This is a genomic window from Variovorax sp. W1I1, assembly GCF_030815625.1.
In the GTDB taxonomy this organism is placed as follows: domain Bacteria; phylum Pseudomonadota; class Gammaproteobacteria; order Burkholderiales; family Burkholderiaceae_C; genus Variovorax; species Variovorax paradoxus_C.
Genome location: NZ_JAUSWZ010000001.1, coordinates 1,614,842 through 1,639,420 on the forward strand (window position 1 = coordinate 1,614,842; position 24,579 = coordinate 1,639,420).

Consider the following 24,579-nt stretch of genomic DNA (forward strand, 5'->3'; position numbering starts at 1 on the left):
AGCCTGCCGCGCCTGCCTGTGCGGTGTGATGGGCCGGTCTGCGTGGGACAAAAAGCGTGCTTTGGCTTTACAAAGCGCGGCACCCGAGGGATCAGAGTTGCCGGCTGCGCGCCAAAGGCGGGTTCTGCGCAAAGTAGCGCTGGATGCCGCGCATCAGCGCATCGGCCAGGCTTTCCTGGTAGTCGACGCGGCGCAGGTTGGCTTCTTCCTCGGGGTTGCTGATGAAGGCCGTTTCCACCAGCACGCTCGGAATGTCCGGCGCCTTCAGCACCGCGAAGCCGGCCTGCTCGACCTGGCCCTTGTGCAGCCGCGCACCGATGCCCTTGATCTCGCCAAGCATCGCGCCGCCGAGCTTCAGGCTGTCGTTGATCTGCGCCGTCGTGCTCATGTCGAGCAGCGCGCGCTGCACCTGCGCCTCGTGATTGCCGACGTTCACGCCGCCGACCTTGTCGGCGTCGTTCTCCTTGTTGGCGAGCCAGCGCGCAGCGCTGCTCGATGCGCCGCTCTGGCTCAGCGCGAACACGCTGGCGCCGCGCGCGGCGGGCGTGGTGAATGCATCGGCATGGATGCTCACGAACAGGTCGGCCTGCACGCGTCGAGCCTTCTGCACGCGCACGCCCAGCGGCACGAAGAAGTCGGCATCGCGCGTGAGAAAGGCGCGCATCGGATTGCCGTTGACGCTGCCCGCGTTGATGCGGTCGCGCAGGCGAAAGGCGACCTGCAGCACGATGTCTTTTTCGCGCGTGCCGCTGGGACCGGTGGCGCCGGGGTCTTCGCCGCCGTGCCCGGGGTCGAGCGCCACGATGATGATGCGGTCGGTGCGGCTCGCGGTGGCGCCGCCGCGTGCGACCGCGGCGGGCGGCGGCACGGGCTTCACCGGCGCGGTGCCCACCACGGGCGGCAGCGGTGCCGGCGCCACGAGCACGGGCGGTGCTGAAGGGCGGTCAGCGCCTGCGACCACTGGCGGCGCGGGCGCCGCTGGGCCGGGACGCATCGACTGCTGTGCCATGAGATCGCCCAGCGGATCGCCCGCGGGCATCGCGGGGCGTACAGGCGCCGCGGGTGCGGAGGGCGCAATGCCGGCCACCGACGAGCCATTGTTGATGCCGCTGCCCGGCTTGGGCGCATCGCGCAGCCGCTCGGCAATCAGCGCCTCCATTGGATCGATGGCCTGCTCGGGATACAGGTCGAGCACCAGCCGGTGCTTGTAGGCGGCCACGGGCGCAAGGGAGAACACCTGGGGGCGCACCGTCTGCTTCAGGTCGAACACGATGCGCACGACCGTCGGTGCGTTCTGCCCGACGCGCAGGCCGTTGATGTACGGATCGCCCGGCTTGATCTTGCCGACCAGTTCGCGCAGTTCGCTGTTGAGCTCGATGCCTTCGATGTCTACCGCCAGCCGCGGCGGACTGCCCACCACGAGTTGCTGCGAGGTGAGGCGCGCATCGGACTCGATGGTCACGCGGGTGTAGTCGGCGGCGGGCCAGACGCGGACCGCGAGGATGGTGGCGCCGCGTGCGATCTGGTGCACGCCGAGCATCAGCGCGATGCTGCCGCCCTGCAGCAGCACGCGCCGTTTCAGTCCACCCGCCTTCATGCGGCGATGCGCGCCAGCAGATCGCTGCCGCGAGGGGTGTTCGCGAGGAGGGTCACGCTGCGTGTGTCGTCGGTCATTGCTTCTATTTTAATAGCGAGGTCCGCAATCGGTGTGCGGCCCGCGGCGTTTTCCGGCCATTCGGCCAGCTTGAGGCCCGGCCCCGCGAAGATGTCGCGGAAGCCGGCGTCGTCCCACTCGCGCGGATCGGCGAAGCGGTAGAAATCGAAATGGAAAATCTGCAGGCCGTCGGGCGCCTCATGGGGCTCGACCACCGCATAGGTGGGGCTCTTGATGCGGCCCTCGATGCCCAGGGCGCGCAGCAGGTGGCGAACGAAGGTGGTCTTGCCGGCGCCCAGGTCGCCTTCGAGGGCGATGAAGGCATCGCGCAATGCGGGCGAGGCGGCGAGCGATTGCGCGAAGGCGTCGGTGTCGGCTTCGCTGCCCCAGCGCAGGACGCGGGTGCGTGGGGTGCCCTTGGGCGTTTCTACAATCGGCAAGTGATCGTCAGCCATCCACTCGTTGTTCGTATTCAGGCTTTGGCCCGGGAACTCGGATTCTCCCAAATCGGAATCGCGGGCGTCGATTTATCGAGCGCCGAGGACGGTCTGATGCAATGGCTGGCCCATGGGTTCCATGGCGAAATGCAATACATGGAAACGCACGGCACGCGCCGCGCGCGCCCTGCCGAGCTGGTGCCGGGCACCGTGAGCGTGATCACCGCGCGCATGGACTACCTGCCGCGCGACACGCCCGCCGACTGGCAGGCCGTCGAGTTCGACCGCCTCACGCGGCCCGGCGAGGCCATCGTGTCGGTCTATGCGCGGGGCCGCGACTATCACAAGGTGCTGCGCAATCGCCTCGCGAAACTCGCCGAGAAGATCGCCGAGGAGGTCGGCCCGTTCGGCCACCGCGCCTTCACCGATTCGGCGCCGGTGCTCGAAGCCGAACTTGCCTCGCGCAGCGGCCAGGGTTGGCGCGGCAAACACACGCTGGTGCTCGATCGTGACGCGGGCTCGATGTTCTTTCTCGGCGAGATCTATGTCGACATGGCGCTGCCCGAGAGCGAGCCCGTCACGGCGCACTGCGGCAGCTGCAGCGCCTGCATCGACGTGTGCCCGACGCAGGCCATCGTCGCGCCGCAACGGCTCGACGCGCGGCGCTGCATCTCGTACCTCACCATCGAACACGGTGGGCCGATCCCGGAGGAACTGCGGCCGCTGATGGCCAACCGCATCTACGGCTGTGACGATTGCCAGCTGATCTGCCCCTGGAACAAGTTCGCCAAGAAGAGCGCGTTGCCGGATTTCGACGCGCGCGAAGGGCTCACGGGCCGCACGCTGGCCGAGCTCTTCGCGTGGACCGAGGACGATTTTCTTCGCCGCACCGAGGGCAGCCCGATACGCCGCATCGGCCATGAGCGGTGGCTGCGCAACATCGCGGTGGCGCTGGGCAATGCGGTGCGCTCGGGGGAGAGCGGAGCGAAAGAGGCGCTGGCGACCCGCGCCGCGCACGCGAGCGAATTGGTGCGCGAGCATGTCGCCTGGGGCCTGGCGCAGCAGGCCGCGGACGCACCGCTCTAAGCGGGAAGGATCTCGCGCACGCGTTCCCAGGGCCGGCACATCAACGTGCCGCGCGGCGAGACCACGATGGGGCGCTGCAAGAGGATCGGGTTCTCCACGATCGCGTCGAACAACTGGTCGTCGCTCCACTTCGAATCGGCGAGACTGAGTTCTTCGTACGGCGCTTCCTTCGTGCGCAGAAGATCGCGCGCCGTCATGCCCATGGCCTTGGCGAGCTCGCGCAGTTTCTTTTTCGAAGGCGGCGTTTCCAGGTACAGGACGATCGTCGGCTCCACGCCGCTTTCGCGGATCAAGCCCAGCACGTTGCGCGACGTGCTGCAGTTGGGCTTGTGATAGATCGTCATCGGGTAATCGGTGGTGGGAGTGCGTGCGGTCATGGGGTCGATTATCGGAAGAGCGCGCGTCAGTTCTTCTTGGCTTCCTCGTCCATCGAGAACGGAAATCGCGCGGCCCAGAACTCGGCCAGCCTGGGGTCGGCATCCACGCGCCGCACCACGCGCGCCATGCGCGGCGCCACGCGGTAGAAGCGCCGGCGCTGTGGCGTCCAGCGCGACAGCACCGTCACGTACAAATCAAGCATGCTGATCTTTTCGCCGAGCAGGTAGGGCGCGGGCTCGTCGATCTGCGTGTCCATCAGCTGCCAGCATTGCGCGATGCGTTCGGCCGTGCGCTCGAGCATCACGGCCTGCGCCGCGGGCTCGGGCGTGAGGCGCGTGGGTTCGTCGCGCACCCAGAAGAGCGAATAGATGGCCGCGGGCAGGTAGACCATCCAGCGCAGATAGCGCGCACGCAATGGGTCGCCCGGCGCGGGGCAGAGCCCGGCTTCGGGATAGTGGTCGCCGAGCCAGAGGAGGATGGCCGCGCTCTCGGTCATCACTTCGCCCGAGGGCAGCACCAGCGCGGGCACTTGCCGCATCGGGTTGATCTTGGACACGCGCTCGCGCTCGGCATCGCTCTCCCAGGTGGCGACGTCGACGGTCTCGACCTGTGCGCCGATCAGCGTCAGCGCCGCATGGACCGGCGTAGCGCCCGAGCCGGGCGCGCCGTAGAGGATGTAGCGGTCTTCGGAGGCAGGTGAAGAAGAAGCCATCCGCACAGATTACTGCGGACGGCCCCCGGTTGTCACGCAGCCAGCGCCGCGTCCACCTTCTTCAGTGCCTCGAGCGTCTTGAAGCAGGCCTCGGCCACTTCGGTGCCCTTGATCGCGAAATGGCGATGGAAGTACTTGCGGTGCTCCACATGCTCGTGGAAATGGTGCGGCGTGAGCACCGCCGAGAAGATCGGCACGTCGGTCTCGAGCTGAAGCGACATCAGCGTGCTCACCACCGTGTTCGCGACGAACTCATGGCGGTAGATGCCGCCATCGACCACCAGCGCGCAGCCGATGATGGCCGCGTACTTGCCCGAGTTCGCGAGGCGCTTGGCATGCAGCGGAATCTCGAAAGCACCGGGCACATCTAAGATGTCGATGAGCTCGCGTGCGACGCCCAGGCGCGCCATCTCTTCGAGAAAAGCGTCGCGTGCCTGGTGGACGATGTCGGAATGCCACTGCGCTTCGACGAATGCGATGCGCTCGCCGCGCGACGAATTCGACGCGGTGATGGCGGAGAGGGGAAGGTCGTTGATCTGACTCATGGTGTGCCTCTGAAAAGCAGGTTTCCTGAATCAGGGCGCACGAAACCGCAAGGCATGCCGCGCGCTCGTGCATGGCAGAGCGCGCGGGCGTGCCCGCATTTCGCGCTCTCTTTCATCCGGACTGTGACCGTCGGCTTCGGAATCGCACCGAAATCTGCTGACCCCTCGGCCTGCTTGCGCAGGCCTTGGGCGCTCGCGGGCTTGTGCAACTTTTCAGCTGCCATCACCGCCGGTGGGGAATTGCACCCCGCCCTGAGAACGCTTGCCGCCCGGCGAACCGGACGACGGCCGCGATTCTAGAAGCCCGCTGCGGCGAAGGGTTGTCGCCCGCGCGCCAGACCTTCCGCTGCGCGGGGGCTTGCGTCAGAAGCGGTACGTCGCATTCGCCGTCACGGTACGGCGCTGGCCGTAGAAGCAGTCGCCGCGCGCCAGGCACGTGGTGATCTGCACCTTGTCCGCGAGGTTGGCCACGTTGAGCGACAGGCGCAGCGGTCCGTTGTCCCAGGCCAGCATCGCATCGACCAAGGTGGCTGAAGGCGTGCGGATGCCGTCCATGCCATCCCACGATTCGCCCAGATAGCGGACGCCGCCGCCGACCGTGAAGCCCGGCACGCCGCCGATGGAGAAGCGCCGCATCACCCAGGCCGAGCCCGTGTGCTTCGGCACGCCAGAGATGCGCTTGCCGAGGTCGGAGCCGTTGCTGCGCGAGACGCGTGCGTCGGTGTAGGCGTACGAGGCGATCCAGTCCCAGTCGCGCGCGATGCTGCCCTTGTATTCGAGCTCCAGTCCCTTCACGTGCACTTCGCCCAACTGCACGCTGTTGAGTGGATTTGCCGGGTCGGTGGTCTTGCGGTTGGTGTCGCGCAGGTCGTACACAGCCGCCATGAACGAAGTGCGCTGGCCCACGGGCTCCCACTTCACGCCGGCCTCCCATTGCTTGCCGCGCTGCGGCTTGAAAGGGTTGTTCGACGTGTCCACGCCGCCCAGCGGCAGGAACGATTCGGCATAGCTCAGGTACGGTGCCCAGCCGCCATCGGCCAGGTAGACGAGGCCGGCGCGCTTGGTAGTGGCCTTGTCGTCGGCAGCCGCGGCGGGGCGACCCTCGGTGTCGGTGGTCGCCTTGTCGTGGCGCAGGCCCAGGAGGCCGATCCAGCGGCCGTACTTGACCTGGTCCTGCACGTAGATACCCGCCTGCTTCTGCACCACTTCGGGCGCGCGCGTGAAGCTGGTCGGCGGCGTGTAGTTGCCGTAGACGGGCGCGTAGATGTCGAGTGCGCCCACGCGGCCGCGCCCCGAGAGCTTGGAGGTGGTGTTGCGCTGGAAGTCGGCGCCGACCAGCAGCGTGTGCTCGACCGCACCGGTCTTGAAACGCGCCTCGGCCTGGTTGTCGATGAGCAGCATCTTGCCGCCGTTGATGTCGGCGCTCATGTCGCGCTCGATGGTGCGCGCATCGGCGTTGAACACGGGACGCGCGGGCCGGCCGGTCGCGCGGTTGGCGGTAAAGCTGGTGTACGAAGTGAAGTAGTCCACCTTGGTCTCGGTCGAGCGCAGGTTCTGGCGAAAGGTCCAGGTGTCGTTCAAGCGATGGCTGAACAGGTAGCCGAGCGAGGTGTTGCGCGAATCGAAGCGATCGAAGCCCGGTTCGCCTGTGAAGGTCGAGGTCGGAATCTGCCCGTACAGCGACGGCAGCAGGATGCCCTGCCACGGGAAGAAGCCGATGAGCGAGCCGCTCTTGTCCTTCTGGTAGAGCGCCTGCAGCGTGAGCGAGGTGTCGGCGTTCGGGCGCCAGGTGAGCGAGGGCGCGATGAGGATGCGGTCATCGGGCACCTGGTCGACCTGCGTGCCGCTGTCGCGGTTGACGGTCACGAGGCGGTACATCCACTTGCTCTCGGGATCGAGCGAACCGGTGAAGTCGGCGGCGATCTGCTTGCGGTTGAAGCTGCCGTATTGCAGTTGCACCTCGCGCTGCGTCTCGGCCTGCGGGCGCTTGGAGACGAGATTGAGAACGCCGCCGACACCGCCCTGGCCGTACAGCACCGACGACGGGCCGCGCAGCAGTTCGACGCGCTCGAGCGTGTACGGGTCGGGCTTGGTGCTGTTGTAGGTGCCATAGGTGCGCTGCAGGCCGTCGAGGTACTGGACGGCATTGCCGCCGCGCACGCTGAACGAGTCGACGCGGCTGTCGAAGTAGCTCGACACCACGCCGGCCGTGTAGTTGGTGGCCTCGCGCAGCGTGAGCGCGCCCTGCGCCTCGATCTGGTCGCGCGTGATGACCGAGATGGCCTGCGGCGTCTCGATCAACGGCGTGTCGGTCTTGGTGGCGGTGGCGCCGCGTTTGGCGACGAAGCCGGTCACCGGGCCGGTCGCGCTTTCCTCGGCGTCGCTGGTGACGGTCACGGTGGGCAGGGCCTTGCCGCGCTCCGCGGCTTCGTCCTTTTCTTCCGCATAGACGGGGGCTGTCGCACCCAATGCCACGGCGGCAGCGGCGATGGCGATGCGGCGGCGGTGGTGGTGCGCGTGGCGCGGCAAATGCGGGTGATGGCGGTTCTTCGAAAGGGTCATGTGCAGCTTCTCCGGTGTCCTGCTGTCAAGCGATGGGGAGTGGCTGCGGCACGCGGCGGGCGTGCCATGGCTTCTCAGGTCAGTGTGTGTGGAATACGAACGCAACCGGCCGTGCGCCCATGGCAGGCGACCGGCTGGTGTTGTGTGTGTTCTGGCGTCGCAGGGGTGGCAACCGACGGTTCCGACGGCGTGGCGTCGGTCCGGGGTGGTTGCCGTCTCCGTTCCTTCGGAGACAGCTGGCAGGCCCTTGTCGGGCGGCTGGCTGAGGAGCGAAATTATAGAAGCGGCTTTTGGGGAAAGCCGACGCGGATCATCGGCCCGAGAGGAAGAGCGTCATGCGCTGCAACTCTTCGTCGAGCGCCGCGCGAAACGCCGCATCGCGCGGCTTCTTGCCGGCGTAGCCGAAGGCGGGTTGCAGCCGGCCTTCGGGTGCTGTCACGTTGGCCCAGCCGATCACCTGGTCATGCCACAGCAGCGGCAGCGCGTAGTAGCCGAACTGGCGCTTCGGCGCGGGCGTGTAGGCCTCGAACTTGTACGTCCAGCCCCACAGCAGCTCGAAGCGCCGGCGGTCCCACACGACCGGATCGAAGGGCGCGAGCAGGCGCACCGCGTCGTCGGGCGCATGGCGCTTCGAGGCCGGGTTCTCGTCGGCGGGCCAGTACCAGGTGGTGCCGTCGATGCGGCAACTCGCGAGTTCTTCGCGTGCCAGGCGCAGCGCCGCCTGTGTCTGCGCAGAAAGATGCGGCGCACCATAGCCGAGCAGGCGCACGAGGTAGGTGAGGCTCGCAGCGGGCAGCGGCGCGTACTTGCGCACGATCAGTTCGATGAGCGCGGCGGCGCGTTGCGCGCGGCCGGCGGGGCTGTCGTCGGCGGGCATGTGCGTCACGGCTTCATAGACGCGTGTGCCGCTGTCGCGCCGCACCACGCGCAGCATGCCGCGGTAATGCATGCCGTCGAGCAGGTGCGTGGTCGCATTGCTCGAGCCACCCCAGTAGTTCTTGACGCGGCCATGCGCGAAGTGCTGCTCGACCTGGCGCGGATGCACCGGGCCGTGCTCGCGCACGTAGGCGAGCACGTCGGCGGCCTTGCGCCGCGTGTCGGCGTCCCAGGCTTGTTTGGCTTCGCGCGGATGCATCAGCGCCAGGTGCTCTCGCGGCAGGAACCCGTAGTTCACGAGGCAGTCTTCCTCGATGGCGAGGCGCGTGTAGCGGCTTTCGAGATCGCCCGCGCGGTAGTCCTTCACGCGGTGGCGCAAAGTCAGGTCTTGCGCGCGTGCCGGGGCGCGGATCGGGTCGGCCTGCACGAAGCCAAGCTGGCGGATCGCGCCGGGCAACGTGGTCGGTTTGAAGAGGGTGCGTGCGACGGCGTAGCGGCGCAGGTCGTCGAGGGTCGGGTCAGCCATGAAGCGAATTGCAGCACAGGCGGCTGCACTTCGCTTTGGTGCAATGCGTCAGACCGCGCTGCGGTGTCGCTCGATGCAAACGTCGAGCGTCTCGGCCCCGGGCCGCTGCCACCAGTCCAGGTTCGAGAAGATCTCGACTTCGCTGAAGCCTGCGAAGCCCGCGTCCTCGACCCAGCCGCGGATCTTCTTCAGTTCGACCACGCCGTCGCCCATCATCCCGCGATCGGAGAGCAGGTCGCGTGTGGGCGTGAGCCAGTCGCAGACGTGGTAGGCCAGCAGCCTCTCGCAGCCGGCGCGGGCGATCTGCTGTTGCAGCTTCGGGTCCCACCACACGTGGTAGATGTCGAGCGCCACGCCGAGCATGCCGCTCTTGCCCGCGTCGAGTTCGTCGCAGAGGTCGAGTGCGTGTTCGAGCGTGTTGATGCAGGCGCGGTCGGCTGCTTGCATGGGGTGCAAGGGCTCGATGGCGAGCGGCATGCCGACTTCGCGGGCGTACTCCAGTGACGCGGCGATGCCGTCGCGCACCTCGTTGCGGGCGCGGGCGATGTCCTTGTACGCCGCCTTGCCGTCGAGCGCGCCGGGGAGGGCGCCGACGACCAGCACGAGGCAGGGTGCATTGAGCGTCTTCGCCTCGTCGATGGCGCGGCGGTTGTCGTTGAGCGCGGCCTTCAGGCCCGCCGCATCGGGCGCTGGGAAGAAGCCGCCGCGGCAGTAGCCCGAGAGGCCGATGCCATGCGCCTTCAACCGCTTCGCCACCTTGTCGAGACCGACGGCCGCGACCTGGTCGCGCCAGGGGCTGATCGCGCGGATGCCGCGTTCGGCGCACTGGTCGATGATGCGGTCCAGCGGCACCTCGGCGCCCGATTGCTTGCGCACGGTCGCGGTGTTGATCGACAGCCAGTCGTGGTTCTGCGAGAAATCGCGCATGAGCTCGCTCAACCTTCCACGCCGTGCAGGGCGAGCAGCGTCTTCATGCGCCGCACTGCCAACTCCGGTTGCTCCAGCAGGTTCGCCGCATCCGCGAGACGGAACAGTTCGGCAAAGTGCGGCAACGAGCGCGTGCTTTGCTGGCCGCCCACCATCGTGAAGTGCTTCTGGTGACCGTTGAGCCAGGCCATGAACACCACGCCGGTCTTGTAGAAGCGCGTGGGCGCCGCAAAGATGTGGCGCGACAGCGATACCGTGGGGCCGAGGATCGCGTGGAACTTCTCGGTGTTGCCTTGGGCCAGTGCGCCCAGTGCAGCGCTCGCGGCCGGCGCGATGGCGTCGAAGATGCCCAGCAGCGCATCGCTCTTGCCGTGCGTTGGCTCGTCGCCGAAGCCGTCGCCGGCGATCAGCTCGGCGTAGTTGAAGTCGTCGCCCGTGTACATGCGCACGCCCTTGGGCAGGCGGCGGCGCATCGCGATTTCCTTGTCCTTGTCGAGCAGCGAGATCTTGATGCCGTCGACCTTCTCCGGATGCGCCGCGATGATGCCCACGGCGGTGTCCATCGCCGCATCGACGTCCTTTGTGCCCCAGTAGCCTGCGAGTGCCGGGTCGAACATGTCGCCCAGCCAATGCAGCACGACGGGTTGCTTCGCCTGGCTCAGGATGCGGTCGTACACGCGTTCGTAGTCGGCGGGGCTCTTCGCCACGCGGGCGAGCGCGCGGCTGGCCATCACGATCAGCTTGCCGCCGAGCGCCTCGATGGCGGCCATTTGCTCCTCGTAGCCGCGGATCACGTCGTCAACGCTCTTCACGTCGTCGATGTTCAGGTGGTCGGTGCCGCAACCCGAGGCAACGAGCGCGCCCGGAACATCTTTCGCCGCATCGAGCGAGCGGCGGATCAGTTCGAGCGACGTGGGCCAGTCCAGGCCCATGCCGCGCTGCGCGGTGTCCATCGCCTCGGCCACGCCGAGGCCCAGCGAGAACAGGTGGCGGCGGTAGGCGATGGTGGTGTCCCAATCGACCGCCGCCTGCAGCCACGGGTCGACGGCCGCGAGCGGATCGGCCACGACGTGCGCGGCCGAGTAGGCGATGCGGTTGAACTTCACGCCCGCATCGGGCTTGACGGGCGCGGTGCCGCAGAGGGCGTAGGGCGCGAGCGCGCCGCTCGCGGTGGGGAGGGTCAGCGACAGTGCCATGGCAGCTTCTTCCTCAGACCTTCAGCGCAGGCACATCGACCCAGCGGCGGTCCTTCCACGATTCGAGCGCGGCTTCCACCAGCTGCACGCCCTTGGCGCCTTCGGGCAGCGTCCACTTGTAGGGCTCGTTCTCGACCACGTGGCGAATGAAGTGCTCCCACTGGATCTTGAAACCGTTGTCGTAGACCTGCGAATCCGGAATCTCCTGCCACTGGTCGAAGAAATTCATCATCTGCTTCTCGTCGGGGTTCCACACTGGGCGCGGCGTGGCGACGCGCGATTGGGCGCGGCAGCTCGACAAGCCCGCTACGGCCGAGCCGTCGGTGCCGTCGACATGGAAGGTCACCAAGTCGTCGCGGCGTACGCGCGTGACCCAGCTCATGTTGATCTGCGCGATCACCGGCTCGCCGTTGTGGCCGGTCAGCTCGCAGGTGGCGTAGGCCGCGTCGTCGGCGGTGGCTTCGTACGGCTTGCCGGCTTCGTCCCAACGCTTGGGGATGTGCGTGGCGCCGATGCACGACACCGACTTCACCTCGCCGAACAGGTTGTCCAGCACGTAGCGCCAGTGGCACATCATGTCCAGGATCATCCCGCCGCCGTCTTCCTTGCGGTAGTTCCAGCTCGGGCGCTGGATGGGCTGCAGGTCGCCCTCGAACACCCAGTAGCCGAACTCCAGGCGCACGCTGAGCATGCGGCCGAAGAAGCCGGCGCGGCGCAGCATGTCGAGCTTGCGGAGACCCGGCAGGAACAGCTTGTCCTGCACCGCGCCGTGCTTGAGGCCCGAGCCTTCGGCCAGGCGCGCGATTTCGACGGCTTCGTTCAGGTTGGTTGCGATCGGCTTCTCGCAGTAAACGTGCTTGCCGGCACGGATCGCCTTGGCCAGCAGCGTGGGGCGCATCTGCGTGGTGCCGGCGTCGAAGAAGATGGTGTCGTCCTTGTTCTCCAGCGCCTTGTCGAGGTCGGTGCCCCAGCGCGCGATGTTGTGGGCCTTGGCGAGCGCTTCCATCTTCTCGGCGTTGCGGCCGATGAGGATGGGGTCGGGCATGACCTTGTCGCCATTCGACAGCGTGACGCCGCCTTGCGCGCGGATCGCGCAGATGGAGCGGATCAGGTGCTGGTTCATGCCCATGCGGCCGGTGACGCCGTGCATGATGATTCCTAGACGTTGGGTGGCCATGGTTTTCTTCCTTGGGATGCGAGAGGATGCTTCAGTAGACGGAACGCATGGCGTCCCACGAGATGCCGGCGCCGGGCTTGCCGGTGGCAAAGCCGGGCGCGGTGGCGAGCGAGGACAGGTCGAGCTGTCCGCCGCGGATGGCGAGGCGCGTGGCGCCGTCGCTGGTTTCATAGAGGCCGGGGTGCAGCTTCAGCAGGGCTTGCTGCTCCGTCTCGGGCACGGCCGCGAGGCCGTTGACGTAGTGGTGTCCGTTGCGCTCGACGTGCGAGAGGCCGAGCCAGCCGACGAGCGCGAGGTCTTGCTGCACGCCGATGCCGGCCTGCATGGTGAGGTCTTCGCCGGAGAGGAAATAGCGCTGCTTGTGTTCCGACGCATTCCAGTGCGCGCAGCGCGCCGCATTGACGACCGACTTGTAGAAGCCCTTGCAGCTCTTGCTCGAAACGCCGGTGTAACCCAGCGCGCGGGCCTGCACGAACGCGTCGAGCGTGGCGTCGGATTCATCGATCAGCAGCGGGATGCGCTTGCCCAACGCCGACACGCTGCGTTCCAGGGCGGCATCGCGGCGGATCGGTTGCTCGACGAAGACGGTCTTCTGTGCGAGCTTCCACAGCACGGGCGTGGACAGCATGCGGTCGAGGAAGACGGCGAAGTCATCGGCGTCGGCGTACTGCTCGTTGCCGTCGAGTGTCACGAGCTGCGCTTGGCCGTCGATCACGCGGGTGATGCGCTGGAGCCGGTCGATGTCTTGCGTGGTGTTGCCGCAGAGCTTGAGCTTGAAATGCGTGAGGCCGTAGCGCTTCACCGCAGCGGCGAGCGTGGTGGGCAGGCCGTCGGCGGGCGCATCGGGGAGGGCGTCGCTGTCGTCGATGGCATCTGCCAGGCCGACGGTGTGGCGTGCCGCGATGCTTGCGCGCGGCGAATGGCCGGCCAGGAAAGCCGGCATGTCGAAGCCTGCGAGATCGTCGGCGAGCCCGCTGCCTGCGATGTCGATGCCGCAGAGGTTGGCGCTCATGGCCGTCGCGAAGCTCGTTCCGGTGTGCAGGCACAGCGCGTCCATCACCGCGCGGTCGATCAGCGCGGGGCCGTAGCTGGCCACAAGTGCCTGCAGGCCCTTGGCTTTTGCGCGGGCCTGCAGTCCAGCGTAGTTCGAGGCGAAATGCGTCCACGCGGTTTGCGCATCGTCTTCTGCGACGTAGGCGTCACGTGCATCGCGCAGCGCAAAGCGCAGTTGCTCGAAATTCTGTTCGTTGTTGAGGGCCGGGTTCTTGTCGAACCACTTAGGCACCATCATCTCGGCCGCGCAGCCTTCGGCCGTGCCGCCGTTCTCGAAGCGGATGCGCGTTCGCACGTAAACCTGCGGGCAGGCGGTGACTGTGGCGGCGCCGAAACGAAACGGCAGCCGGAGCGCGACGTCGCGCTCGGCGAAGCGAATCTCTTCGATGTGGAAACGGGGCGCGTCCATGGCTCGCGTTCAGTGGTCCAGGATGCCCTGCGAGAAGAAATGCGCGCGCACCAGCTTCGTGTACTGGCCGAACTCGGGCGAGGCCATCATGTCGAGCGTGCGGGGGCGCGGCAGGTCGATGTCGTACACGGCGGCGATCGAGCCGGGGCGCTCGCTCATCACGATCACACGGTCCGACAGAAAGATCGCCTCGGGGATGCTGTGGGTGATGAGCATCACCGTCTTCTTCGAAGCCATCCAGATGCGCTGCAACTCCAGGTTCATCTTCTCGCGCGTCATCGCGTCGAGCGCGCCGAAGGGCTCGTCCATCAAGAGCACCGAGGGGTCGTGCAGCAGCGCACGGCAGATCGACGCGCGTTGCTGCATGCCGCCCGAAAGCTGCCACGGGTACTTGCCCTCGAAGCCCTTGAGGCCGGCCATCTCCATCAGCTCGCGCGCCCGGGCCTGCGAGGCCGCCTTGGGCAGGTGGCGCATCTCGGCCTGCAGCAGGATGTTGTCTTCCACGCTGCGCCAGGGCAGCAGCACCGCGCTCTGGAACACGATGCCCACGTCCTTCTGCGGACCCTTGATCGGCTTGCCGGCCAGGGTGAGTTCACCGCCGCTGATGGGGAGCAGGCCCGCGACCATCTTGAGCAGCGTGCTCTTGCCGCAGCCCGAAGGGCCGACGACGGAGACGAACTCGCCTTCCTCGATGGCGAAGTCCAGCGGCTTGAGCGATTCGACCGGGCCGTCCTTGCTCTGGTAGGTCTTCGAGACGCCGCGCGCTTCGATCAGGTTGACTTGGGACATGGAGTGCGTGAGAGGTGACAACAGCGAGCGCGGAAGAAAGATCAGTTCGGCAGGAAATCGAGCGTCACGTAGTCTTCAGGCTTGCCGCGCGTCGATGCGTCCATGCCGCCGTACTGCACCAGCAGGTCGAGCGAGTCGTTCACGTTCTTCATCGCCACGCGGAACGGCCGTTGGTTCGCCGTTTCCTTCGTGTGATAGAGCGCCACGCTCTGCTTCATGCCGACGATCAGCGTGTCGCGCACGCCGGCCTTCGGGTTGGCCTTGAGCATCGCGTCGACCGCAGACTCGGGGCTCTTCTCGGCGGCTTCGGCGGCCTTGGTGGAGGCGCGCATGAAGCGCTTCACCAGGTCGGGATTCTCGGTCAGCAGGTTCTTGTTGGTGATGATTCCGGAGCTGATCTGGTTCACGCCCGAGTCGGCGAAGCGGATCGGCGTCACGGGCTTGCCGGTGGCGTCCTGCAGCTTGATGGCCTGGTCCATCACGTAGCCCAGCAGGAGGTCGGCCTGGCCGTTGGTCACCGCATTGAGCTTGGTCTGGCCGTCGCCCGAGACGATCTTCACCTGGTCGGGCTTGATGTCGTTCACCTTGAGGAAGAGCGGCCACATCTGCGACATCGAATCGCCGGGCGTCACCGCCACGGTCTTGCCGATGATGTCCTTGGGCGTCTTGATGTTCTTCTCGCTGAAGCCCATGACCGACATCGGGCTCACCTGGAACAGCACGCCGGTCGACTTGAGCGGCGCGCCCTTGGCGGCGGCCTTGATCATGGTGGTGACGTCGATGTAGCCGAAGGTCGCCGACTTGGCGGCCACCGCCTGCGCGGTGACGGCGGAGCCGCGGCCCTCCTGGATGTCGAGCTCGATGCCTTCCTCGGCGTAGAAGCCCTTTTCCTTGCCGAGGAAGAAGGGCGCGTGCTCGCTGTAGAGATACCAGTTGAGCATCAGCGTGACCTTGTCCTTGGGCTTTTCAGCCTGGGCATGGGCGGGTGCGATGGCGAAGGTTGCGAGGGCCGTGACGGCGACGGCGAGCATCGAGGGAAGCAGTTTCTTCATGGCGTTGTCTCCGGGAGTTTTATGGGTATGGCGAAGGAACTCAGTTCGCGTGGCGCTGCGATGCGTGCCACGGAATCATCACGCGCTCGACGAGATCGACGGCGACGAAAAGGACCACGCCGATGCTCGATAAAACCGCCAGCGCGGCGAACATCAAGGGCAGGTCGAAGTTGCCGTTGGCCACTTGCAGCACGTAGCCGATGCCCGAGTTGGAGCCGACGAATTCGCCGACCACCGCGCCGACCACGGCCAGCGTGACCGACACCTTCAGGCCACTGAAGATCGCGGGCAGCGCCTGCGGCAGGCTGATCTTGAAGAAGGTCTGCAGGCGGCTCGCGCCCATCGAACGAGCGAGATCGAGCATGTCGGGCTCGACCGACTTGAAACCCATCACCGTGGACACCACCACCGGGAAGAAACCCAGCAGGAAGGCGCTGATCACCTTGGGCAGGATGCCGAAGCCGAACCACACCACGAAGAGCGGCGCGATCGCCACCTTGGGAATGCTCTGCGAGAACACCAGCAGCGGATACACGTACGACTCGACCAGCCGCGAGTAGGCGATGACCATCGCGATCGGAATGCCGATGACGATCGTGAGGCCGAAGCCGCCGAGCGTTGCGAGCGTCGTCTTCCAGCTTTCGCTGAGCAGGCGCGGCCATTCGGCAACCAGTTGCTTGACCACCTCCCACGGCGGCGGGATCAGGTAGGCCGGGATCTTGAAGAGCCGGATCACGAGGTCCCACAGCACCAGCAGCAACAGGATCAGCAGGAACGGCCGCACGGCCGGGGAGAGCAGGAGCTTGCGGAGCATGGAGGCGACTCGGGTCTTTCTCGGCGCGGGCGGGCTTTTACTGCTGGACCTGCAGGCCCGCGGCCTTCACGAGCTGCGCGTTGCTTGCGATCTCTTCCTTGATGTAGGCGTCGAACTGCTCGGGCTTGAGCGTCCAGGCGTCGGCGCCCAGCTTGAGGAAGCGCTCCTTCACCTCGGGCGTGGCGAGGGCCTTGGCCACTTCGTCGTGCAGGCGGTTGACGATGTCGCGCGGCGTCTTGGCGGGCGCCATCATCCCGATCCAGAAGTTGAACTCGGAGCCGGGCACGCCGGCCTCGGTGGTGGTGGGCACGTCGGGGAGAGCCGCCGCGCGCTTGGGCGAACCGACGGCGAGTGCGAGCAGCTGGCCTTCCTTGATCTGGCCGATCACTGGGGCGATGGGCGAGAAGTAGTAGTCGACGCGGCCCGAGAGCACCTCGGTCACGGCCTCGCCCGATCCCTTGAAGGGGATGTTGGTCGCGTCGATCTTCGCGGCCATCTTGAACTTCTCGGCGTTCAGGTGTGTGGCGCTGCCCTGGCCGGCCGAGGCGAAGTTCATGCTGCCGGGCTTGGCGCGTGCCGCGGCCAGCAGTTGCGGCAGCGTCTTGATGTTCTTGGTGGGCGAGATGACCAGCGCGTTGGGCAGCGAGGAGATCGGCGTGATGCCGGCGAAGTCGCCCACCGTGTCGAACGGCAGCTTGGCGAAGGTCGACGGGCTCACCGTGTGCGACGACGAATGGATCATGACCGTGTAGCCGTCCGGCGCGGCCGTGGCCACGGCCTGCTGGCCGATGGTGCCGCTCGCGCCGCCGCGGTTGTCGATGACCAGTGTCTGGCCCATGCTCTGACTCATCTTGTCGGCGATGGCGCGAGCAATGATGTCGGTGGTGCTGCCGGCCGCGAAGGGAACGATCACGCGGATCGGCTTGGTCGGGTAGCCGTTCTGCGCGGATGCAACACCTGGCATCAGTGCGGCCAGGCCGGTGAGCGCGGCGAATGCGGTGAGGGTGGCGGTGGTGCGTGCGAGTCGCTTCATGGTTCTTTGTCTCCGCGCGGTCGGGCCGCTGTCTTGAATCGGTTCAATTCACCAATAAGTGAATTAGCGATTTTAGGAACGGCTACGCCGCAGCGTCAACCGACGCCGCCTAGTGAATACCCGGAGGAGGTTTTGGAGCGTCCGCGCTCAGCGCAGAACGTAGCCCAGGACCAGGTCGGTCATGTGCGAGAGGCGTTGCGCCATCGCCTTGGGCGCACGCAGGTCACGGCCGAATATGGCCGAGAGCGTGTGGTTGTTCGAGAGGTAGAAGTAGCACAGAGACGCGATCGAGATGTAGAGCTGCACCGGGTCCACGCCCGCGTGGAACAGGTTCTCGCGGCGGCCGCGCTCCAGCACCGCGTCGAGCAGTTGCACCAGCGGCGAGTTCATTTCCTGGATGCGCTCGGAACGCTTCAGGTGCGCGGCGCGGTGCAGGTTCTCGCTGTTGAGCAGCGTGATGAACTCGGGGTGTTCGAGGTAGTAGTGCCAGGTGAACGACACGAGCTGGCGGATCGCCTCGACCGGCTCGATCTCGTCCAGGTGCAGCCGCTGCTCGGCTTCGCGGATGTCGGCATAGGTGCGTTCGAGCACCGCGAGGAAGAGGTCGTCCTTGCTGCCGAAGTAGTAGTAGATGAGGCGCTTGTTCAGGCCCGCGCGCGTCGCGATGCTGTCCATGCGCGCGCCCGCCAGGCCCAGCTGCGAGAACTCCTCGCGGGCCGCGGCGAGGATGGCGAGCTGCGAGCGGTCGGCATCGCGCGAGCGCGGCTCTAGCGTCTCGATCGGGGAATCCTTCGGTGCCTTCATGGCGCGAATTTAACCATTTGGGGAATTAACGCAAGGCATGAGGAGCAGACGCACATAATTGCCGGAGACATTGCAGCTGAGGTTCGACTTCTCATGAGTACATCACAACCCGCAGGCCACCTGATCGTCGAGTGCCTGATCGCGCAAGGCATGGAGATCGCATTCGGCGTGCCGGGGGAAAGCTTCCTCGCCGTGCTCGACGGCTTTCATGCGTATGGCGACCGCGCGCGCTTCATCGTGAACCGGCAGGAGGGCGGCGCGGCCTTCATGGCCGAGGCGCACGGCAAGCTGACGGGGCGGCCGGGCGTGTGCTTCGTCACCCGCGGGCCGGGCGCCACCAACGCATCGATCGGCGTGCACAACGCGTTCCAGGACTCGACGCCGATGGTGCTGTTCGTGGGCGACGTCGGCAGCGACTTCCGCGACCGCGAGGCTTTCCAGGAAGTGGACTACGGCAGCTTCTTCGGGCCGAGCACGAAGGGCTTCGCCAAGCGCGTGGAGCGCATCGACGATGCGGACCGCATTCCCGAATACGTGGCGCGCGCCTTTGCCACGGCGATGAACGGGCGGCCGGGGCCGGTCGTGCTGGTGCTGCCCGAGGACATGCTGCGTTCGGAGACTTCGGCGCGGCCGTTGCCGCGCGTGGAGGCGGTGCAGCCGTGGAGCGATCCGGGTGCGCTGCGGACCTTGCGCCAACTGTTGTTGAAGTCCGAGCGGCCGCTGGTGATTGCCGGCGGCGGTGGCTGGACCACGCAGGCCGCGCAGGCGCTGCAGCGCTTTGCCGAAAACTGGCGCCTGCCTGTGGCGAACGCCTTCCGCTACCAGGACACCTTCGACAACCACCATCCGCTGTACGCGGGCGATGTCGGCATCGCGATCAACCCGAAGCTCGCGCAACGCGTGAAGGATGCGGACCTGATCCTCGCGATCGGCCCGCGTCTCGGCGAGATGACGACGGGCGGCTACACGCTGCTCGAAGCGCCGAAGGCGAAGCAGGTGCTGGTGCACATCCATGCGAGCGCCGAGGAGCTGAACCGCGTCTACCAGGCCGATCTGGCGATCAACGCCGGCATGAGCGCCGCGGCGCGCAGCCTCGAGGTGCTGAGCGCGCCGCCGACCTTGCCGTGGGAGGAATGGACCGAACAGGCGCATGCGGACTACGAAGCCAACCTCGTGCCCCAGGCGCTGGCCGGCATGCCAGCCGAGACGCCGCGCGGCCCGGTCGACATGGCGGCGGTCGTCGCGCTGCTGCAGAAGCACCTGCCGCCGGATGCGGCCATCACCAACGGCGCCGGCAATTTCGCGAGCTGGGTGCATCGCTACTTCCGCTATCACGGGCTCGCCAAGGGCCACAAGACGCAGCTGGCGCCGACCAGTGGCGCGATGGGATACGGCGTGCCGGCCGGCATCGCCGCGAACCTCGCAACGGGGCGCGTGGCCTTCACGATCGCGGGCGATGGCGATTTCCTGATGACGGGGCAGGAACTGGCGACGGCTGCGCAGCATGGCGGCAAGAGCATCGTCGTGCTGCTCAACAACGGCATGTTCGGCACGATCCGCATGCACCAGGAGCGCGAGTATCCGGAGCGCACCAGCGGCACCGCGCTGCGCAACCCCGACTTCTGCGGTCTCGCTCGCGCCTACGGCTATGCGGCCGAGCGCGTGACGGAGACCGCGCAATTCGAAGCCGCGCTGCTGCGCGCACTGGCCGCCGACACGGGCACGCTGATCGAGATTCCGCTGGACCCCGAGGTGATCACCACGCGCGGGACGCTGGGCTCGATCAGGCGCGCGGCGCAGCAGCAGGCGCGGAACTGATGAGCGCCGCGCGATGACGGGCTACCTCATCGCGCAGCGCGGGCGAGCGCAGCTCGAACACATCGAACAGGCCGAGCGCTTCGAGCGCGGGCAGCAGCGCGATCAGGTCGCGCTCGGCGGCTTGCTTCGCTTCGGCGGTTGCGTTGGGGTCCTGCAGCAGCTGCGCGTTGGCGAGGAAGGCGGCGACCGATCCTTTGCGCAACTGGAGTCCATTCCTGAGGACGAAGTCTTGGTCGTCGGGCAATACGTCTTGGGCTTGCATGTGTGTTCCTTTGAAGGCGTTGTGAAGATGAGTTCGATGCTAGGCAGCAGGCCACTTCGCGGCTTGCGGCGCGGGGCCAATCGATACCTCCGGCGGGCCAGGCATGGCGGCTGAGGCGCCCGTCAGGCTCTGGATCAACGCGTACGAGGCGCCGCGCGTCACGGGCTTTCACGCGCACGAGACCGGCCAGTTGTTCGCCTTGCGCGAGGGGCTTCAGGTCATTGAGACGCCCTCGGGGCGCTGGGTGCAGCCGCCGGGATGGATCGGCTGGATTTCGCCGCGCTGCGCGCATGCGGCGCAGAGCTTCGGCGCGACGGCGGGCTGGAGCCTGCACATCGATGCGGCGATGGCAGTAGGCCTGCCCGACGGGCCGCATGTGTTTGCGACGACGCCGCTGATGCGGGCGGTGGTCGATCGGCTGACGTCGCTCGATGCATCGTCGGCGGTTTTAGAGCAGCGTCGCCTGCGGCTTGTCGGGGTGCTGCTCGACGAGCTTGCTGCGAGCGCGATGCCGTCGCTGCATCTGCCGATGCCGCAGGACAAACGCCTGGCCGCGATGGCCACTGCGCTGGCGAACAATCCCGCGATGCCCGACACGATCGACCAGTGGGCCGATCGCATCGGCATGGCGCGCCGCACGCTCACGCGTCGCTTCGCTGTCGAGACCGGATTGAGCTTCGCGCAATGGCGGCAGCAATCGCGCTTGCTGAAGGCCGTCGAACTGCTGAGCCTTGGCGCGTCCGTCACGGCTGTCGCGTTGACGGTGGGCTACAGCTCGGTGAGCGCGTTCATCGAGACCTTCCGCAAGAACTTCGGCTGCACGCCGGCGCGTTTTTTCGAAGAGGGGATGGCCTTGCCGCAGGCGAAAAAAAAGCCGGCATGAGCCGGCTTTTTGATTCAGGAGCGCGAGGCCCCTGAGCGCTTACTTGACGTGCTTGCCGATCAGGGCAGCCAGTTCGAACATCGACACTTGCGACTTGCCGAAGATTTCCTTCAGCTTGGCGTCGGCGTTGATGTTGCGCTTGTTGGCCTTGTCTTGAAGGTTGTTCTTCTTGATGTAGTCCCACAGCTTGCTCACGACAGCGGTGCGCGGCAGAGGCGTCGAGCCGACCACGGCGGCGAGTGCCGGGCTGGGGGTCAGTGCCTTCATGAACGCAGCGTTGGGCGTGCGCTTCTTGGCGGGAGCTGCCTTCTTTGCAGGAGCTGCCTTCTTCGCCGGTGCGGCCTTCTTCGCAGGAGCAGCAGCCTTCTTTGCGGGAGCTGCCTTCTTCGCCGGTGCAGCCTTCTTCGCAGGAGCAGCAGCCTTCTTTGCGGGAGCGGCCTTCTTTGCCGGAGCTTTCTTGGCCGGAGCCTTCTTTGCAGTTGCCATGGTTGATTTCCTTTTTTGGTTGAACATTCACCAATGAAAAACTTGCGTCTCCAGTGGCAATGCGGATGCTAAAGGAGAAAAAACGCGTTTCCAAGGGAAAAAACGGTTTTTTCATTGGGAGTTGTTGTTTTTTCAGAGGAGAGAAGCCTCGCTTTTCACCTTCGACGCCCAGGCCAGGTCGCGAGCACCACGCCTGCAAGTGCAAGCGCGAATGCGATCAGCTGCGGCCCGGAGAGGTTTTCGCCGAGCACGAGCACGCCCACGAGGGCCGCACTGACGGGCAGCAGCACTGCGAAAACACCGGCCTGTGCAGCGGGAACATGGCGCAGGCCCGTCATCCAGAGCCACACCGTCCAGATGCTCGCGGCGAGCGCGTAGGCCACGAGGAGCACCCACATGCCGCCGTGCACCGCGCCGAAATCGAACGACAGCGCGAACCAGATACCCAGGGGCGTCGAGAGCACGAAGCCCCAGAGGTTGATGAGCGACGCAATGCGCTTGGGTCCGACTCGTCCGGTGAGCGACTTGCCGATCACCACATACGCGGCCTCGCAGAGCACCGCGCAGAACACCAGCAGGTTGCCGAGCCACGGCATCGACGACTTCGCTGCGTCGGGCGAAGCCGGCGCATGCGCGGGGCTGAGCGCCAGCAGGCCGATGCCGAATGCGGCGCACGCGATGGCCAGACCGATGCGCACCGTGATGCGCTCGCGCAGAAAGAGCCAGCTCGCCAACGCAACCATCGCGGGGATCGACGCCATGATCACGCCCGCCGACACCGCGCTCGTCATGCTCACGCCGAACAGCATGCAGATCGAAAACAGGAAGTTGCCGAGAAATGATTCGAGGAAGACGAGTCCGCGGGTGCGCGCTGTCATCGGAGCTTCGTCCGCGCCGCGCTTGAGCCAGTGGGGCATCGCCAGCGCGGCGATGCCGAAGCGCAGCCATGCAAGCAGCAACACCGGAAAGGCAGCAACGAGAGGTTTCGAAAGGGCAACGTAGGCGCCAACGAGCGACATGCTCAGGGCGAGGCAGCCGTAGGCCACGAGACGGCCGGACGCGGGGGCAGCGGAGTTCAATAGACTGAAGTTTTTGTTGTTGCGGAAGAAAGCGGATCGATGATGCCCCACGTTTTTGTCTACGGCACGCTGCGTCGACATGGGCGCAATGACATCGCGTGCTATCGGCCTTCGCCCGTGTTCGTCGGCGAGGCGAGCATTGACGGGACGCTGTACGACCTTGGCGCCTATCCAGGCGCCGTGCTCGGCGGTGCGGGACTCGTGAAAGGAGAGGTCTATCGCGTAGAGCCCGAGGTCGAGGCGGCGCTCGATCTGCTGGAAGAAGTGGCCGAGGACAATTCGGGCGAATACATCAAGCGCAGGGTTCGCGTTGCGGTCGGCGCGCAGTGGCTCGATTGCTTGGTCTATGAGATCCATCCTTCGCGGATCGAAGGGCGTGCGGTGATCGGCGGCGGCGATTGGATTGCACATGCCGCGCAGAAATCGCCGGCGTTTTCACCACCGAGAGATTGATTGCACATCGTGGGATACATGGCTGCTGCGGCGCAATATTTTTTCTCGATATGAGAAAAATAATTTCGCATTGAGGGATATCTTTGTAAGTTATTGATTTTGTTGAGTGAAAAATATGTCTTCTATAAGACATAAGAGTCTGCGATCGAAGTACAGTTGATCCCAAGGCCGCAGCGCCCAACCGCTTTCAACCTCAATCAACCTCACGGAGTGACCATGCCCCAGACCCTCACAGAACAACTGAGCCGCGAACAACAAATTGCCGCCCTCGAAAAAGACTGGGCCACCAATCCGCGCTGGAAGGGCGTCAAGCGCGGCTACAGCGCGGCCGACGTCGTGCGCCTTCGCGGCTCCTTCCCCATCGAGCACACGCTGGCCCGCCGCGGCGCAGAGAAGCTCTGGGACCTGGTGAACAACGAGCCCTACGTCAACTGCCTCGGCGCCCTCACCGGCGGTCAGGCGATGCAGCAGGTCAAGGCCGGCGTGAAGGCCATCTACCTGTCGGGCTGGCAAGTCGCCGCCGACAACAACAGCTACGCCTCGATGTACCCCGACCAGTCGCTGTACCCGGTGGATTCGGTGCCCCAAGTGGTCGAGCGCATCAACAACACTTTCCGCCGCGCCGACGAAATCCAGTGGTCCAAGAACGTGAACCCCGGCGACAAGGGCTACACCGACTACTTCGCTCCTATCGTGGCTGACGCCGAAGCCGGCTTCGGCGGCGTGCTCAACGGCTTCGAACTGATGAAGGCCATGATCAAGGCCGGCGCTGGCGGCGTGCACTTTGAAGACCAGCTCGCGTCGGTCAAGAAGTGCGGCCACATGGGCGGCAAGGTGCTCGTTCCCACGACCGAAGCGGTGCAGAAGCTGATCGCCGCGCGCATGGCAGCCGACGTTTGCGGCACCCCGACGCTCGTGATTGCCCGTACCGATGCGGAAGCGGCCGACCTCATCACCAGCGACTACGACGAGAACGACAAGCCCTTCCTGACCGGTGAGCGCACCGCCGAGGGCTTCTACAAGACCAAGAAGGGCATGGACCAAGCCATCAGCCGCGCCGTTGCCTACGCCTACTACGCCGACTTGGTGTGGTGCGAAACTGGCACGCCCGACCTCGAGTTCGCACGCAAGTTCGCCGAGGCCGTGCACAAGGTGCACCCGGGCAAGATGCTGGCCTACAACTGCTCGCCGTCGTTCAACTGGAAGAAGAACCTCGACGACGCCACCATTGCCAAGTTCCAGAAGGAACTGGGCGCCATGGGCTACAAGTACCAGTTCATCACGCTGGCCGGCATCCATTCGATGTGGTTCAACATGTTCGACCTGGCGCAGGACTACGTGGCCCGCGGCATGTCGGCCTATGTCGAGAAGGTGCAGGAGCCCGAATTCGCAGCGCGCGACCGTGGCTACACCTTCGTGTCGCACCAGCAGGAAGTGGGCACGGGTTATTTCGACGAAGTGACCACTGTGATCCAGGGCGGCAAGTCCAGCGTCACCGCGCTGACCGGCTCGACCGAGGAAGAACAGTTCCACTGATCTGCCGACACCGATTTTTCGCTGTCACTTTC

The 24,579-nt window shown here is 66.1% G+C and carries 24 protein-coding genes and 1 riboswitch; of the genes, 5 read left to right on the forward strand and 19 right to left on the reverse strand.

The window, feature by feature from the left end; all coding sequences use genetic code 11:
* Positions 1 to 91: 91 nt before the first annotated feature.
* Both QFZ83_RS07565 and tsaE read right to left on the reverse strand, forming a co-directional pair.
* Positions 92 to 1,597 (reverse strand): N-acetylmuramoyl-L-alanine amidase, encoded by a 1,506-nt coding sequence (locus QFZ83_RS07565; protein WP_307504519.1) that lies wholly within the window; start codon positions 1,595 to 1,597, stop codon positions 92 to 94.
* The gene (gene tsaE, locus QFZ83_RS07570) at positions 1,594 to 2,109 is read right to left on the reverse strand and encodes a tRNA (adenosine(37)-N6)-threonylcarbamoyltransferase complex ATPase subunit type 1 TsaE (RefSeq protein ID WP_041942966.1); all 516 of its coding nucleotides are present in this window, start codon (positions 2,107 to 2,109) and stop codon (positions 1,594 to 1,596) included. Before tsaE ends, QFZ83_RS07565 begins: the two co-directional genes overlap by 4 nt.
* Before the next feature lie 15 nt (positions 2,110 to 2,124).
* Here tsaE and queG point away from each other — a divergent pair, with 15 nt between their 5' ends.
* A complete protein-coding gene (queG, locus tag QFZ83_RS07575; RefSeq protein ID WP_373457527.1) occupies positions 2,125 to 3,177 on the forward strand; it encodes a tRNA epoxyqueuosine(34) reductase QueG in 1,053 nt (350 codons plus the stop codon).
* Here the strand turns inward: queG and arsC are convergent.
* The 14 genes from arsC to QFZ83_RS07645 all read right to left on the reverse strand — a co-directional run bounded on the left by arsC (position 3,174) and on the right by QFZ83_RS07645 (position 18,030).
* Positions 3,174 to 3,554 (reverse strand): arsenate reductase (glutaredoxin), encoded by a 381-nt coding sequence (gene arsC, locus QFZ83_RS07580; protein ID WP_307504526.1) that lies wholly within the window; start codon positions 3,552 to 3,554, stop codon positions 3,174 to 3,176. The genes queG and arsC overlap by 4 nt on opposite strands.
* 26 nt (positions 3,555 to 3,580) lie before the next feature.
* On the reverse strand, positions 3,581 to 4,267 hold the full coding sequence (locus QFZ83_RS07585) for a glutathione S-transferase family protein (protein ID WP_307504530.1): 687 nt from the start codon (positions 4,265 to 4,267) through the stop codon (positions 3,581 to 3,583).
* Positions 4,268 to 4,299: 32 nt separating this feature from the next.
* Positions 4,300 to 4,812, reverse strand: a complete 513-nt coding sequence (locus tag QFZ83_RS07590) for a 6,7-dimethyl-8-ribityllumazine synthase (RefSeq protein WP_307504532.1) — start codon at positions 4,810 to 4,812, stop codon at positions 4,300 to 4,302.
* Positions 4,813 to 4,912: 100 nt separating this feature from the next.
* Positions 4,913 to 5,076: riboswitch (FMN riboswitch) on the reverse strand.
* A 99-nt stretch (positions 5,077 to 5,175) separates the two neighbouring features.
* On the reverse strand, positions 5,176 to 7,374 hold the full coding sequence (locus tag QFZ83_RS07595; protein WP_307504535.1) for a TonB-dependent siderophore receptor: 2,199 nt from the start codon (positions 7,372 to 7,374) through the stop codon (positions 5,176 to 5,178).
* Positions 7,375 to 7,684: 310 nt separating this feature from the next.
* A complete protein-coding gene (locus QFZ83_RS07600) occupies positions 7,685 to 8,776 on the reverse strand; it encodes a DNA glycosylase AlkZ-like family protein (RefSeq protein WP_307504538.1) in 1,092 nt (363 codons plus the stop codon).
* A gap of 48 nt (positions 8,777 to 8,824) precedes the next feature.
* Positions 8,825 to 9,703, reverse strand: coding sequence for a sugar phosphate isomerase/epimerase (locus QFZ83_RS07605; RefSeq protein WP_307512653.1), 879 nt, complete (start codon positions 9,701 to 9,703; stop codon positions 8,825 to 8,827).
* Positions 9,704 to 9,711: 8 nt separating this feature from the next.
* Positions 9,712 to 10,899 carry a dihydrodipicolinate synthase family protein gene (locus QFZ83_RS07610; protein ID WP_307504541.1) on the reverse strand — a complete coding sequence of 396 codons (1,188 nt, stop codon included), beginning with the start codon at positions 10,897 to 10,899 and terminating at the stop codon, positions 9,712 to 9,714.
* A 13-nt stretch (positions 10,900 to 10,912) separates the two neighbouring features.
* The gene (locus QFZ83_RS07615) at positions 10,913 to 12,076 is read right to left on the reverse strand and encodes a Gfo/Idh/MocA family protein (RefSeq protein WP_206174280.1); all 1,164 of its coding nucleotides are present in this window, start codon (positions 12,074 to 12,076) and stop codon (positions 10,913 to 10,915) included.
* Between the two features lie 31 nt (positions 12,077 to 12,107).
* Positions 12,108 to 13,538 (reverse strand): enolase C-terminal domain-like protein, encoded by a 1,431-nt coding sequence (locus tag QFZ83_RS07620; RefSeq protein WP_307504544.1) that lies wholly within the window; start codon positions 13,536 to 13,538, stop codon positions 12,108 to 12,110.
* A 9-nt stretch (positions 13,539 to 13,547) separates the two neighbouring features.
* The gene (locus QFZ83_RS07625; RefSeq protein WP_153283118.1) at positions 13,548 to 14,327 is read right to left on the reverse strand and encodes an ABC transporter ATP-binding protein; all 780 of its coding nucleotides are present in this window, start codon (positions 14,325 to 14,327) and stop codon (positions 13,548 to 13,550) included.
* A gap of 41 nt (positions 14,328 to 14,368) precedes the next feature.
* Positions 14,369 to 15,379 carry an ABC transporter substrate-binding protein gene (locus QFZ83_RS07630; RefSeq protein WP_307504548.1) on the reverse strand — a complete coding sequence of 337 codons (1,011 nt, stop codon included), beginning with the start codon at positions 15,377 to 15,379 and terminating at the stop codon, positions 14,369 to 14,371.
* Between the two features lie 40 nt (positions 15,380 to 15,419).
* The gene (locus QFZ83_RS07635; RefSeq protein ID WP_307504550.1) at positions 15,420 to 16,193 is read right to left on the reverse strand and encodes an ABC transporter permease; all 774 of its coding nucleotides are present in this window, start codon (positions 16,191 to 16,193) and stop codon (positions 15,420 to 15,422) included.
* A 37-nt stretch (positions 16,194 to 16,230) separates the two neighbouring features.
* The gene (locus QFZ83_RS07640; RefSeq protein WP_307504552.1) at positions 16,231 to 17,226 is read right to left on the reverse strand and encodes a tripartite tricarboxylate transporter substrate binding protein; all 996 of its coding nucleotides are present in this window, start codon (positions 17,224 to 17,226) and stop codon (positions 16,231 to 16,233) included.
* A 147-nt stretch (positions 17,227 to 17,373) separates the two neighbouring features.
* On the reverse strand, positions 17,374 to 18,030 hold the full coding sequence (locus QFZ83_RS07645) for a TetR/AcrR family transcriptional regulator (RefSeq protein ID WP_307504555.1): 657 nt from the start codon (positions 18,028 to 18,030) through the stop codon (positions 17,374 to 17,376).
* A gap of 93 nt (positions 18,031 to 18,123) precedes the next feature.
* On the opposite strand from QFZ83_RS07645, the gene QFZ83_RS07650 reads away from it, so the two are divergent.
* A complete protein-coding gene (locus QFZ83_RS07650) occupies positions 18,124 to 19,848 on the forward strand; it encodes a thiamine pyrophosphate-binding protein (protein WP_307504558.1) in 1,725 nt (574 codons plus the stop codon).
* On the opposite strand, the gene QFZ83_RS07655 is transcribed toward QFZ83_RS07650, so the two are convergent.
* On the reverse strand, positions 19,814 to 20,110 hold the full coding sequence (locus QFZ83_RS07655) for a hypothetical protein (protein WP_307504562.1): 297 nt from the start codon (positions 20,108 to 20,110) through the stop codon (positions 19,814 to 19,816). The genes QFZ83_RS07650 and QFZ83_RS07655 overlap by 35 nt on opposite strands.
* Before the next feature lie 103 nt (positions 20,111 to 20,213).
* Between QFZ83_RS07655 and QFZ83_RS07660 the strand changes: the two genes are divergently transcribed.
* Positions 20,214 to 20,993 carry a helix-turn-helix domain-containing protein gene (locus QFZ83_RS07660; protein WP_307504564.1) on the forward strand — a complete coding sequence of 260 codons (780 nt, stop codon included), beginning with the start codon at positions 20,214 to 20,216 and terminating at the stop codon, positions 20,991 to 20,993.
* Between the two features lie 39 nt (positions 20,994 to 21,032).
* Here QFZ83_RS07660 and QFZ83_RS07665 read toward each other — a convergent pair whose 3' ends face one another.
* Together QFZ83_RS07665 and QFZ83_RS07670 are read right to left on the reverse strand one after the other, a co-directional pair.
* Entirely contained in the window at positions 21,033 to 21,479 is a 447-nt protein-coding gene (locus tag QFZ83_RS07665; protein WP_013542341.1) for an SWIB/MDM2 domain-containing protein, read from the reverse strand.
* Between the two features lie 155 nt (positions 21,480 to 21,634).
* The gene (locus QFZ83_RS07670) at positions 21,635 to 22,558 is read right to left on the reverse strand and encodes a DMT family transporter (RefSeq protein WP_307504567.1); all 924 of its coding nucleotides are present in this window, start codon (positions 22,556 to 22,558) and stop codon (positions 21,635 to 21,637) included.
* Positions 22,559 to 22,597: 39 nt separating this feature from the next.
* Here QFZ83_RS07670 and QFZ83_RS07675 point away from each other — a divergent pair, with 39 nt between their 5' ends.
* Entirely contained in the window at positions 22,598 to 23,011 is a 414-nt protein-coding gene (locus tag QFZ83_RS07675; protein ID WP_307504570.1) for a gamma-glutamylcyclotransferase, read from the forward strand.
* A gap of 216 nt (positions 23,012 to 23,227) precedes the next feature.
* Positions 23,228 to 24,547: an isocitrate lyase gene (gene aceA / locus QFZ83_RS07680; RefSeq protein ID WP_307504573.1), complete on the forward strand. Its 1,320-nt coding sequence runs from the start codon at positions 23,228 to 23,230 to the stop codon at positions 24,545 to 24,547.
* Positions 24,548 to 24,579 lie beyond the last annotated feature (32 nt).